The sequence below is a fragment of the Mesoterricola sp. MK458 genome (assembly GCF_055384935.1).
Genome location: NZ_AP045075.1, coordinates 2,238,313 through 2,250,380, shown reverse-complemented (window position 1 = coordinate 2,250,380; position 12,068 = coordinate 2,238,313). Strand labels below are relative to the sequence as shown.

The following is a 12,068-nucleotide window of genomic DNA, read 5'->3' as shown; positions in this document are numbered from 1 at the left end:
CGCTAGTTCTCCTGATGGAAGCCGAGACCGGCTTCGGCGAGCTTCTGCATCTGGGCCGTGGGTTCGTAGAGCCGGCCGAGTCCCTTGAGCGCCTCCGCCTTCTGGCAGAGGGCCCGGAGGCCCACGGCGTCGGCGTAGCGCAGGGCCCCGCCCCGGAAGGGGGGGAAGCCCAGGCCGTACACCAGGCCGATGTCCACCTCCACCGGCGTGGCGACGATGCCGTCCTCCAGGCAGCGCGAGCACTCGATGACCATGGGAAGCATCATCCGGTCGATGATGTCCGCGTCCGTGAGGGGCGCGGCGTCCGCCCGGGCCAGGGGCGCGAGGATCGCGGGCACCCCGGGGTCGGGTTCCTTCTTCGGGGCCCCCTTCTTGTCCGGCACGTAGGCGTAGAAGCCCTTGCCGTTCTTCTGGCCGAAGCGCCCCAGCTCGAACATGGCGTCGATGGCCGTCCTCCCCGGGTGGGCCATGCGGTCGGGGAATTCCCGGGCCATGACGGCGCCGGCGTGGTGCGCGGTGTCGATGCCCACCACGTCCAGGAGGTAGGCGGGCCCCATGGGCCAGCCGAACTTCTCCATGACCTTGTCGATGCGCTGGAAGTCCACGCCCTCCTCCAGGAGCTTGAGGAACCCGGCGAAGTAGGGGAACAGCACCCGGTTCACCAGGAATCCGGGGCAATCGTTGACGACGATGGGCGTCTTGCCCATGGCCAGGGCGTAGCCCACGACGGTGGCCACGGCGCGTTCGCTGGATTCCCGGCCCCGGATCACTTCCACCAGGGGCATCTTGTGGACCGGGTTGAAGAAATGCATGCCGCAGAAGTTCCCTGGCCGCCGGAGGCCTTCCGCCAGACGGGAGATGGAGATGGTGGACGTGTTGCTGGCCAGGATGGCATCCTCCCGCACCTGGCCCTCCACCTCCGCCAGGACCGCCCGCTTGACCTTTTCGTTCTCCACCACCGCCTCCACGGCCAGGTCGACGTCCTTGAAGTCGCCGTAGGAGAGGGTGGGCCGGATGCGGGCGAGGACGCCCGCCATGGCCGCCGCGGTGAGCTTGCCCCGCTCCACGCGCTTGAGCAGGAGCTTCCCCGCCTCGGCCATGCCCAGGTCCAGGGCCGAGTCGGCGATGTCCTTCATGAGGATGCGCGTGCCCCGGGACGCGGACTGGTGCGCGATGCCCCCGCCCATGATCCCGGCCCCCAGCACGGCGGCGGATTCCACCTTCCCGCCGGCCTTGGCCAGCTTCCGGGCCACCCGGCCCACGTGGTGGTCGCCCAGGAAGATGGTCACCAGGTGGTATGCGGTGGGCGTCTTGGCCATGCGCGCGAAGGCGGCGGCCTCGATGGCCAGCGCGTCGTCCCGGCCCCGGGTGGCGCCCCGCTGCATGGCCTCGATGGCGGCCACGGGGGAGGGGTAGTTGGGGCCGGCCTTGGCGGCCACGAAGGCCTTGGCCCCCTCGAAGACCATCATGGTCTCGGTGGGGTTCAGCTTGAGGGGCGAGACCTTCTCCAGCCGGCGGGCCTTCCAGTCCCGGCGCCCGGCCATGGCCTGGCCGAGGAGGTCCAGGGCGGCCTCCCGCACCTCCCCGGGGGGCACCACGGCGTCCACCGCTCCGATCTTCAGGGCCGCGTCGGCGCCGTGCTGTTCCCCGGCGGCGATCCACTCGATGGCGTTGTCGGCCCCGGTGAGGCGGGAGAGGCGCACGGTCCCGCCCCAGCCCGGGAAGATGCCCAGCTTGGTCTCCGGGACGCCGATGCGGGTGTCCGAGGCCATGACCCGATAGCTGGTGGCCAGGCAGAACTCCAGTCCCCCGCCGAAGGCGAAGCCGTTGATGGCGGCCACCGAGGGGAAGGGAAAGTCCTCCACTGTGGAGAACAATTTGTCGATTTGCAGGAGCCACTCGGTGAGCTGCTCCTCAGGGTTCTTGAAATATTCAGTAAATTCCGTGACGTCCGCCCCGACGATGAAGCAGTCCTTGCCGCTTGTCACAAGCAAACCTCGGACCTCGGGGTCGGCTTTGATTTGGGCAATGACGTCCGTCAATTCGGAGAGTGTGACTTTGTTGAACTTGTTGACTGAGTCGTCCTTCAGATCGAACCGGAGCTCGACGATCCCGCCTTCGAGCATGGAACACTGGATGGCCTGGCCTTCGTATTTCATGGTGCGGGCGCTCCTATAAGAAGACGAAGTTGTCATGAAGGTCGAGCGGGTGATAACGGATGGAATCGATTTATTAATATCGAATGAATTGGTCGATTTTTCAGGTTCCAGACCCGCCCACGATCCCGAGGAAATCCATCAGCACGGCGGCGGCGCTCGAAAAGATGGAGCATTCTGCCGCCTCCCGGACCCCCTTGCAAGATTTGATTATTTCTTTTTTCTCCGGGAATTGGATATAGGATGACCCAACCTCAAAGGAGACCCCGGTGATCAAGACCATTGCGGAGCTTTTCTACGAAGCCCTGGGTCATGACCTGCCCGACGCCATGGCCTTCAAGGCCGGGGGAACCTACGTGCCGCTGTCCCACCGCGAGATCCGGACGATCGTGGAGCGGCTGGCCCTGGCCCTTCGCCACGAGGGGATCCAGGAGGGCGACCGGGTGGCCATCCTCAGCGAGAACCGGCCCGAGTGGGCCATGGCCGACTACGCCTGCGCCATCCTCGGCATCGTCACCGCGCCCGTCTATCCCACCCTCAACCCGAATTCCACCGAGTACATCATCCGGCACAGCGGGGCCCGGATGATCCTGTGCTCCTCCCGGGCGCAGCTGGACAAGGTCCTGGTGGCCTGGCCCCGGCTGCCCGAACTGCAGGCCGCGGTGCTCATGGACGGCGAGCCTCCCGAGGTCCCCGGCCGGCGCATCCTGACCTGGCGGGACCTGCAGGCCGCCGGCAGGCTCCGGGAGGACCAGCGGCCCCAGGTGCGGGAATGGGCCTCCCGGAGGGACCCGGGCCAGCTGCTCACGCTCATCTACACCTCGGGCACCACCGGCGAGCCCAAGGGCGCCATGCTCACCCACGGGAACCTCGTGTCCAACATCCTGGCCGCCCTGGCGGTGCTTGAAGTCCACCCGGGGCAGCGGTGCATGAGCTTCCTGCCGCTTTCCCACATCTTCGAGCGGATGGGAGGGCACTACACGATGTTCCACGCGGGGGTGGCGATCTACTACGTGACGGACCTGGAGAACCTGCCCGCGGCCTTCCTGGAAGTGCGCCCCCAGGTGCTGCTGGCCGTGCCGCGGGTCTACGAGAAGGTCTACGCGCGCATCCGGGAGGCGGTGGCGGCGGCGGGCCCCGCCAAGCGCTACCTCTTCCACTGGGCGATGTGGGTGGGGCGGAAGATGGCGGCGCTGCGGTACGTGGGCAAGGCGCCGGGGGTCCTGCTGGGCGCGCTCTACCGGGCCGCGGACAAGGCCGTCTTCTCCAAGGTCCGGGAGCGGCTCGGGGGGCGGCTGGAGATCTCCGCCTCCGGCGGGGCGGCGCTGGGGGCGCCCATCATGGAGTTCTTCTGGGCCGCCGGGGTGCCGGTGTTCGAGGGCTACGGGCTCTCGGAGACCAGCCCCATCCTGACCATCAACCGGGTCAACCAAGTCCGGCCCGGCTACGTGGGCAAGCCCCTCCTGGACGAATGGCAGGGGAAGCCCTTCCTCAAGCTGAGCGGGGACGGGGAGATCCTCTGCCAGGGACCCAACGTCACCCTGGGGTACTGGAACGACCCCTTCGCCACGGGGCAGGCCTTCGACGAGGAGGGCTATTTCCGCACCGGCGACATCGGGGCCATGGACGAGCAGGGACGCCTGCGCATCACCGACCGCAAGAAGGAGCTCCTGGTCACCTCCGGCGGCAAGAACGTGGCCCCCCAGCCCCTGGAGCGGCTCCTGACCCAGGACAAGTACATCGCCCAGGCCGTGGTCGTCGGCGACCACCGGAACTTCCTCAGCGCCATCGTCGTCGCCAACATGGCCAGCCTTCGCCGCTGGGCGGAGCGCGCCGGGATCCCCTACGCCTCCGACGCCGAGCTGGTGGCCCGGCCCGAGGCCGTGGCTAAGGTCCTGGACCGCATCGGGCGCATCAACGAGCACCTGTCCAACTTCGAGCGCATCCGGAAGATCGTCCTTTCCTGCGAAGAGATGACGCTGGATTCGGGCCTGCTCACCCCCAGCCTCAAGGTCAAGCGCAAGGCGGTGAGCGAGCGCTACGCGGAGGCCATCGAGCGCCTGTACGAAGGGGCCTGATCCCCTTTGACAGGTGTGGCCGTTCGATGGGAAGGTTGTCTGGTTACAGGACGTAACTGGACCCGGAGTCGAAAATGGCAAGAAGATGGATGCCCATCCTTCTAGGGATCTCGCTCATGGCCTCAGGAAAGACCCCCCCACCCGTCCCCGCCCCCGAGGACGCCTATCTCTGGCTGGAGGACGTCACCGGCGAAAAGTCCCTGGACTGGGTCCGGGCCGCCAACGCCGCCACCGCCAAGGAACTGGAAGGTTCGCCCGCCTACAAGACCCTGGAGGGCGACCTCCTGGCGATCCTGGACTCCAAGGCGAAGATCCCCTACATCTCCAAGGCCGGCGCCCACTACTACAACTTCTGGCGGGACGCGGCGCACCCCCGTGGCCTCTGGCGGCGCACCACCCTGGCTTCGTACCGCAAGGCCGAGCCCGAATGGGAAACCGTGCTGGACATCGACGCCCTGGGCAAGGCGGAGAACCAGGGGTGGGTGTTCCACGGCGCGCAGTTCCTGCGGCCCGGCTTCCGGCGGTGCCTGGTGTCCCTGTCCCCCGGAGGCTCCGACGCGGCGGTGGTGCGCGAGTTCGACGTGGAGACCCGGACCTTCGTGGAAGGCGGCTTCTCCCTGCCCCTGGCGAAGTCCCAGGTGAGCTGGATCGACCAGGACACCCTTTTCGTGGGCACCGACTTCGGCAAGGGCTCCATGACGAGCTCGGGGTATCCCCGGGTCGCCAAGGTCTGGAAGCGCGGTACGCCCCTGGCCCAGGCCAAGGTGGTCTTCGAGGGCCTGGAGACCGACATGGAAGCCTCGGCCTACCACGACTCCACCCCCGGCTTCGAGCGCGACTTCCTCTACCGCAAGCCCTCCTTCTTCACCAGCGAGACGTTCCTGCTGGCCAAGGACGGATCCCGGCGCAAGGTGGAAGTGCCCCTGGACGCCGAGCCCTCCTTCCACCGCGAGTGGCTCACGGTCAAACTCCGCTCCGCGTGGACGGTGGCCGGCAAGACGTACCCCGCAGGGTCCCTCCTCGCGGCGAAGGCCGACGACTTCCTGGCCGGGAAGCGGGACTTCGCGGTGCTCTTCCAGCCCACCGCCACCACCTCGCTGGAGGACTTCACCTGGACCCGGAACCTCCTCGTGCTCAACGTCATGGATGACGTCAAGAACCGCCTCTCCGTGCTGACCCCGGGCACCTGGAAGGCCGAGCCCCTCAAGGGCGCGCCGGCCATGGGCACCACGTCGGTCTCCGCGGTGGACGAGGACGCCACGGACGACTTCTTCATGGTCACCCGGGACTTCCTCACCCCCGATTCCTTCTACATGGGGACCCTGGGCCGCGAACCGGAGCTGCTCAAGGCCCTTCCGGCCTTCTTCGACGCCTCCGGCCTGCAGGTCACCCAGCACTTCACCACCTCCAAGGACGGCACCCGCATCCCCTACTTCCAGGTCGCCCGCAAGGGCCTCAAGCTGGACGGGACGAATCCGACCCTCCTGGACGGCTACGGCGGCTTCGAGGTCTCCTCCGTCCCCTACTACTCCGGTGCCGTGGGCCGCGCCTGGCTGAGCCGCGGCGGCGTCCTGGCCCTGGCCAACATCCGCGGCGGCGGCGAGTACGGGCCCCGGTGGCACCAGGCTGCCCTCAAGGCCAACCGCCCCCGCGCCTACGAGGACTTCGCAGCAGTGGCCCGGGACCTGGCGGCCCGGAAGGTGACCTCCCCCCGGCACCTGGGGATTATGGGCGGCAGCAACGGCGGGCTCCTGGTGGGCAACATGCTGGTCATGTATCCCGAGCTCATGGGGGCCGTGGTGTGCCAGGTGCCCCTGCTGGACATGAAGCGGTACTCCCACCTGCTGGCCGGCGCCTCCTGGATCGAGGAGTACGGCGATCCCGACAAGCCCGAGGAGTGGGCCTACCTCAAGACCTTCTCCCCCTACCAGAACGTGAAGGCCGGCCAGAAGTACCCGGCCACCTTCTTCATGACCACCACCCGGGACGACCGGGTGCACCCCGCCCACGCCCGGAAGATGTTCGCGAAGATGAAGGACATGGGCTACAACGTGCGCTACTTCGAGAACATCGAGGGCGGGCACGGCGCCGGCGCGGACAATCGCCAGACCGCCCACTTCTGGGCCCTGGCCTACACCTTCCTGGACAAGACGCTGCGCTGATTCTCGGCGGCCGACCCCTACCCCAGGTGCGTCGGCTTGCCGGTTCGGGTTTCCCCCTCCATCTCCGCCAGTCCTTGCAGGATGCCGCAGTCCTCCACCGTGCGTTCCGTGCGGCAACGGTCGCGCAGGCTCCTCAGCTGGGCCTCCAGTTGCACCAGCTGTTCGATGCGCACGCGCACGTGGCCGATGTGATCGTCCAGGATGGCGTTGACGGCCCCGCAGTCGCTTTGGGGCTGGTCCAGCAGGGCGGTGAGGGAACGGATCTCGGCGTGGGCCATGTCCAGGGCCCGGCAGTGGCGCACGAAGCGCAGGCGCTCCAGGTGGGAGGCGCCATAGTGCCGGTAGTTCGCCCCGGTGCGGCCGGGGGCCGGCAGGAGGCCCTCCTTCTCGTAGTAGCGGATGGTCTCGACGGTGCACTGGGCCGCGTGGGCCAGTTCGCCGATGGTCATGGACGGCCCTCCCCGGAAATCCCTTGACCCTAAAGTAGCTTCAGGGTTTGAAATGGGCCATGGCTTTCGATCACGAACATCCCCCATGCTCCCATTGCCACTGCGAGGCGCCCGCCCCGGACGCCGCTTCTGAAAGGGCAGGGGCGGTGCCCCCCGGCGCCCAGCGCAGCCGCCTGCGCATCGCCCAGATGGACTGCCCCACCGAGGAGGCCCTCATCCGGCGGAAGCTCGGGGGCCGCAGGGGCATCCACGGCCTGGAGTTCAATCTCATGGAGCGGGTCCTGTCCGTGGTGCACGCCCCCGGGAGCCTGCCGGAGATCGAAGCCGCGATCCGGGACCTGGGCATGACCCCGGAGCCCCTGGACGCTCCCGGCCCGCCCCCGGTCCGCCGCTGGCCCTGGAGCCTGGCGCTGGGCGCCGGCGCCGCCCTGGCCTCCGAGGCGGCGGTCCTGGCCGCACTGCCGTCCTGGGCGGCCCCCGCGCTGGCGGTGGTGGCGGTGGCCGCCTGCGGCCTGGGCACCTACCGCAAGGGCTGGATCAGCCTCAAGAACGGCGACATGAACATCAACGCCCTCATGAGCGTCGCCGTCACCGGGGCCATGGCCCTGGGTGAATGGCCCGAGGCGGCCATGGTGATGGTGCTGTTCGCCCTGGCCGAGCGCATCGAGGCGCTGAGCCTGGACCGGGCCCGCAACGCCATCCACGGCCTCCTGCGGCTTTCCCCGGCCACCGCCACGGTCCTGGGCCCCGACGGCTGGGTGGAGGCCGAGGCCCGGGCGGTGCGGGTGGGGGACCGCGTGCGGGTCGGCCCGGGGGAGGCCGTGCCCCTGGACGGGACCATCGTCGCGGGCCGCTCCTCCCTGAACCAGGCGCCCATCACCGGGGAGAGCCTGCCCGTGGACAAGGGCGAGGGGGACCCGGTCTTCGCCGGCACCCTCAACCTGACGGGCTCGTTCGAGTTCGCCGTCACCGCCGAAGCCGGCGGCACCACCCTGGCCCGCATCATCCACGCGGTGGAGGAGGCCCAGGAATCCCGGTCCCCCACCCACCGGTTCGTGGACCGGTTCGCGAAGGTCTACACCCCCGCCGTGCTGGCCGTGGCCCTGGCCGTGGCCGTGGCGCCGCCGCTCCTGCTGGGCGGCGCCTGGTCGGTGTGGGTCTACCGCGCCCTGGTGCTGCTGGTGATCGCGTGCCCCTGCGCCCTGGTGATCTCGACCCCGGTCACCATCGTCAGCGGCCTCGCCGCCGCCACCCGGCACGGGATCCTGGTGAAGGGCGGGCGTTGGCTGGAGGAGGGAAGGGACCTGGCCTGCATCGCCTTCGACAAGACCGGCACCCTCACCCGGGGCGAGCCTGTGCTCACGGACTTCGTCCCCCTGGCCCTGGAAGGGGAGGCCGCCTGGCGCCTGGCCACGGGCCTGGCGTCCCGCTCGGACCACCCCGTTTCCCGCGCCCTGGTGAGGCCCGGGGCGCCCGCCGCGGACGTGGCGTCCTTCCGCGCCCTGCCCGGACAGGGCGTCCAGGGAACCATCGACGGCACGGTCTACAGCCTGGGCAACCACCACCTCATCGAGGAGCTGGGGGTCTGCTCCCCGGCCCTGGAGGAGCGGCTGGAGGCTCTGGAGCGGCATGGCAAGACCACCCTGCTGCTCACCGACGGCAAGGCCGTCCTGGCCCTGTTCGCCCTGGCCGACGAGGTGCGCCCCGGCAGCCGCGATGCCGTGGCCGCGCTCCACGCCATGGGCATCCGCACCCTCATGCTCACGGGCGACAACACCCACACCGCGAAGTCCATCGCCGCCCAGGTGGGCATCGAGGAGGCCCTGGGCGACCAGCTCCCCGAGGACAAGGCCCGGGCCATCCGCTCCAGGGCCGGGAAGGTGGGCATGGTGGGCGACGGCATCAACGACGGCCCGGCGCTGGCGGCGGCCCACATCGGCTTCGCCATGGGCGCCGCGGGCTCCGACACGGCCATCGAGACCGCCGACGTGGCCCTCATGGACGACGACCTGGGGAAGATCGCCCGGTTCATCCGGCTTTCAAGGGACACCCGTACGGTCCTGGCCCAGAACATCGTCCTCGCCATCGGCATCAAGACGCTGTTCCTGGGCCTGGCCATCGCGGGGAGGGGCACGATGTGGATGGCCGTGTTCGCGGACATGGGCGCCAGCCTCCTGGTGGTCTTCAACGGGCTCCGCCTGCTGCGCCGGTGAACCGCAGACTGTGAGGGGTTGGACGTGGTGGCCAGGCTCCGCCTGGCCACTACGTGGGGGAGCACGAGGGGGGACGGAGAGGCCGCGCAGCGGCCGCGCGGTCCCCCCTCGCTCAAATTAATTGACCTTCTTGGCCTCGATGTTGAGCTCGACGTCCACGTCGTCGCCCACCAGGCCCGCGCCGTAGGAGACGCCGTAGTCCATGCGGTTGATCCGGACGGCGCCCTCGAAGGCGGCGACCACGTTCTTCCAGGGATCCACGGCCGTGCCCAGGTTGGTGACGGGGAGCACGATGGTCTTCGAGACGCCCTTCATGGTGAAGGTGCCGGTGATCTCGAGCTTGCCCTTGGCCACTTCCTTCACGGCCGAGCTCTTGAAGGTGATGGTCGGGAACTTCGCGGCGTCGAAGAAGTCGGGGCCCTTGAGGTGGGCGTCGCGCTTGTCCTCGTTGGTGGAAACGGTGGCCACGTCGATGGTCACGTCCACGCTGGACTTCGTGATGTCCGCGGTGTCGACCTTGACGGTGCCCTCGGCCTTGCCGAACCGGCCCTGGACCTTGGAGAGCAGGTGGCGAACCCGGAAACCGACGCTGGAGTGCACGGAATCGATCTTGTAGGTGTCGACGGTGGAGGGAATGGCGGCCATCAGGCCAGCCGAGGGAGCGGAAAGCATCAGGGCGACGATGGGGAGCGCGAGGGTGGAAGCGGGGTTTCGCATGGGGTTCTCCGATTAGGTGTTCAAACACCATATAGCCATGGTAGACTTCTTTTTTGATGTTGCAACACCTTTTTTCGAAAACCACTCCACCCCCAGGGAGGCCGCCGTCATGCCGATCCGCGACGAGCTGCAGATAACGAAGGTCATGTCGCCCGGGCAGGAGCTCCTGCTCTCCATCCTCCTTACCCGGGAGGTCGTCGCCCGGCTCTCCGACGAGCGCCTGTTCCGGCCCGCCGGGATCACGGACCAGCAGTTCAACGTGCTGCGGATCGTGAAGGGCGGGCCCCCGGAGGGTTCACTGATCCGGGAGATCCGGCGGCGCATCCTCACCTGCAGGGCCGACGTGCCGCGGCTCGTGGACCGCATGGTGCGGGCCGGTCTGGTCACGCGCCGGGAGGACCCCGCGGACCGGCGAGGCTGCCTCGTGAGCCTCACGGCCGCGGGGGAGGATCTCCTGGCGGCCCTGGCCCCCGTGCACGACGCCCTGTGCCGGGAGGTGGCCGGCCTGCTTCCGGAGGAGGCCCGCATCGCGCTCTCCGGTCACCTGGAGGCCCTGCGGGCGGGGATCCAGCGCACGTTCCGCGAGGGGTGAACGGGTCCGCGGGGCGGCCGCGTCAGCGCTTTTCCGCCTTCACGGTGCGTCCGTTCTGCTTGATGACGACGGCGACGACCTTGCCCGCGGCGTCCCGGGTGAAGGTGAATTCCGCCCCGGCGCCGGGGGCCTGGAAGACGTCCTTGTCCACGGGCTCGACCAGCACCTCGGGCTGGTCCGTGCCCTGCACGTAGAGCAGGGTCTCCCGCCGGATGACCTTGACGGTGAAGTCATCGGAGGCGCGGTACTTGCCCACCAGCTTCTGGAGCGCGGCCGCGTCCATGCGATCGGGCTGGACCCGCTCGGCCTTGACCTGGCCCCCGCCCTGGCGGAGGAAGAAGGTGTATCCGGCCGCGCCCCGCACCGGGCGAAGCACCGCGTCCAGGTCCAGGGCGTAGAAATCGCCGGCGCTGTCGAAGCCCAGGTCCAGGGGCGGCCGGTCCTCGATCTGTGCCACGAGGCCGCCGTCCTTCCTCCAGATGGCGAGGCGGGTGCCGCCGGGAAGGGTGTACCGCCCCGTCATGCCTTCCAGGAGGCCTTCGCCCGCGGGCACCGGGCGGCGCGGGAACCCCGGCGAGGGAACCGTGTCGTCCAGGAGGGAGAGGCCCATGGGCACGAGCCCTCCAAGGTTCGAGAGGGACGTGTCCGCCAGGAGCACGACGCCCTGGCGCTTCTCGGGATCCAGGGCCACGAAGCTGGAGAACCCGCCGGTGGCGCCTTCGGCATGGAGGATCTTCCGCCCGGCCACGGTGACGACCATCCAGTTCATGGCCACGGGCGGCAGGGTCCCCTCGAAGGGAACCCGGGTGCGCTCCAGGGCGGGGGTGATGGAAGAGGCGCGGCGGCCCAGGGCGGCCTCCACGTAGCGGACCATGTCGGCGAGGGAGGCGCGCACGCCGCCCGCTCCCGCCATGTCCGGCGGGAAGTCCCAGGGGCCGGCAGGGCGCCCATTGGAAGCGTGGCCCTGGGCCTCGTTGCGCCCGGTGCGCCGGATGCGCGCGTCCTCCATGCCCAGGGGCTTGAAGATATCCCGGGCCAGGAGGGCCTCGTAGTCCATGCCCGCGCGCCGGGCCAGGCCGGAGGACAGCAGCATCATGGCGAAGCTGGAAGGGCGGCTTCGGGTGCCCGGGGCGGCGTCGAGCCTGGCGTCCTCGAGCGAGCCCAGGAGCTGCGCGGGCGTGAGGGAGGCGAAGGGGTTCAGGGCGTCCTCGGGCCGCAGGCGGGCCGGAAGGGAAGGCAGGCCCGAGCGGTGGGAGAGGACGTGGGCGAGGGTGATGGGCGTGCCCTCGAAGGCGGGCACCTTGGCTTCGCCGGCCAACAGCGTGGCCAGGGCGTCGTCCAGTGACGCCTCGCCCTTCAGGATCCGGTCCGCCGCCAGGGCGGAGGCCATGGTGCCGGCCACCGCCCCGATCTCGAAGGCGGTGTGCGCGTCCACCTTGGCGGGGCGCGCGGCGTCCGCCGAGACGAAGGCCTCGGCCGGGACGTCCCCCACCAGGGCGGCCGCGACGGTGATCCCGGTACGGTCACCCAGGAATCGCGCTTCCAGGGCGGAACGGAGTCGCTGCTGGGGGGTGGCCGCGGCCAGGGCGGCGGCGGCCAGGAAAATGGCTAGGGCAGGGTGTTTCACGATCGGCTCCCACCCTGACCATAGCCTATTTCCGGCGTGCGGTGGCACCGGGGTGCGGCGCGGGATCGATGCTA

9 protein-coding genes are annotated in these 12,068 nt (G+C 69.4%); 5 read left to right on the top strand and 4 right to left on the bottom strand.

Annotated elements, in window-relative coordinates:
• Positions 1-2 precede the first annotated feature (2 nt).
• Positions 3-2,159 carry a fatty acid oxidation complex subunit alpha FadB gene (gene fadB, locus ACZ5LB_RS09880; protein WP_464606054.1) on the bottom strand — a complete coding sequence of 719 codons (2,157 nt, stop codon included), beginning with the start codon at positions 2,157-2,159 and terminating at the stop codon, positions 3-5.
• A gap of 34 nt (positions 2,160-2,193) precedes the next feature.
• On the opposite strand from fadB, the gene ACZ5LB_RS09875 reads away from it, so the two are divergent.
• The 3 genes from ACZ5LB_RS09875 to ACZ5LB_RS09865 all read left to right on the top strand — a co-directional run bounded on the left by ACZ5LB_RS09875 (position 2,194) and on the right by ACZ5LB_RS09865 (position 6,396).
• Positions 2,194-2,403, top strand: coding sequence for a hypothetical protein (locus tag ACZ5LB_RS09875; RefSeq protein ID WP_464606052.1), 210 nt, complete (start codon positions 2,194-2,196; stop codon positions 2,401-2,403).
• 22 nt (positions 2,404-2,425) lie between these two features.
• The gene (locus tag ACZ5LB_RS09870) at positions 2,426-4,234 is read left to right on the top strand and encodes an AMP-dependent synthetase/ligase (protein ID WP_464606050.1); all 1,809 of its coding nucleotides are present in this window, start codon (positions 2,426-2,428) and stop codon (positions 4,232-4,234) included.
• An 89-nt stretch (positions 4,235-4,323) separates the two neighbouring features.
• A complete protein-coding gene (locus ACZ5LB_RS09865) occupies positions 4,324-6,396 on the top strand; it encodes a prolyl oligopeptidase family serine peptidase (protein WP_464606048.1) in 2,073 nt (690 codons plus the stop codon).
• 17 nt (positions 6,397-6,413) lie between these two features.
• Here ACZ5LB_RS09865 and cadR read toward each other — a convergent pair whose 3' ends face one another.
• Complete coding sequence (gene cadR, locus ACZ5LB_RS09860) at positions 6,414-6,845, bottom strand: Cd(II)/Pb(II)-responsive transcriptional regulator (protein ID WP_464606046.1); 432 nt, start codon at positions 6,843-6,845, stop codon at positions 6,414-6,416.
• Between the two features lie 59 nt (positions 6,846-6,904).
• Here cadR and ACZ5LB_RS09855 point away from each other — a divergent pair, with 59 nt between their 5' ends.
• A complete protein-coding gene (locus ACZ5LB_RS09855; protein WP_464606044.1) occupies positions 6,905-9,058 on the top strand; it encodes a heavy metal translocating P-type ATPase in 2,154 nt (717 codons plus the stop codon).
• Between the two features lie 117 nt (positions 9,059-9,175).
• On the opposite strand, the gene ACZ5LB_RS09850 is transcribed toward ACZ5LB_RS09855, so the two are convergent.
• Positions 9,176-9,775: a YceI family protein gene (locus ACZ5LB_RS09850; protein WP_464606042.1), complete on the bottom strand. Its 600-nt coding sequence runs from the start codon at positions 9,773-9,775 to the stop codon at positions 9,176-9,178.
• Positions 9,776-9,884: 109 nt separating this feature from the next.
• Between ACZ5LB_RS09850 and ACZ5LB_RS09845 the strand changes: the two genes are divergently transcribed.
• Positions 9,885-10,367 (top strand): MarR family winged helix-turn-helix transcriptional regulator, encoded by a 483-nt coding sequence (locus tag ACZ5LB_RS09845; RefSeq protein WP_464606040.1) that lies wholly within the window; start codon positions 9,885-9,887, stop codon positions 10,365-10,367.
• Positions 10,368-10,389: 22 nt separating this feature from the next.
• Here the strand turns inward: ACZ5LB_RS09845 and ACZ5LB_RS09840 are convergent, their stop codons facing one another.
• Entirely contained in the window at positions 10,390-11,994 is a 1,605-nt protein-coding gene (locus ACZ5LB_RS09840) for a serine hydrolase domain-containing protein (protein WP_464606038.1), read from the bottom strand.
• Positions 11,995-12,068 lie beyond the last annotated feature (74 nt).

Excerpts from the sequence above, each read along its gene's own strand:
- ACZ5LB_RS09865 (WP_464606048.1), top strand. The coding sequence starts at position 4,324 with ATGCCCATCCTTCTAGGGATCTCGCTCATGGCCTCAGGAAAGACCCCC.
- fadB (WP_464606054.1), bottom strand. The coding sequence starts at position 2,159 with ATGAAATACGAAGGCCAGGCCATCCAGTGTTCCATGCTCGAAGGCGGG.
- ACZ5LB_RS09875 (WP_464606052.1), top strand. The coding sequence starts at position 2,194 with ATGAAGGTCGAGCGGGTGATAACGGATGGAATCGATTTATTAATATCG.
- ACZ5LB_RS09850 (WP_464606042.1), bottom strand. The coding sequence starts at position 9,775 with ATGCGAAACCCCGCTTCCACCCTCGCGCTCCCCATCGTCGCCCTGATG.
- ACZ5LB_RS09855 (WP_464606044.1), top strand. The coding sequence starts at position 6,905 with ATGGCTTTCGATCACGAACATCCCCCATGCTCCCATTGCCACTGCGAG.
- cadR (WP_464606046.1), bottom strand. The coding sequence starts at position 6,845 with ATGACCATCGGCGAACTGGCCCACGCGGCCCAGTGCACCGTCGAGACC.
- ACZ5LB_RS09845 (WP_464606040.1), top strand. The coding sequence starts at position 9,885 with ATGCCGATCCGCGACGAGCTGCAGATAACGAAGGTCATGTCGCCCGGG.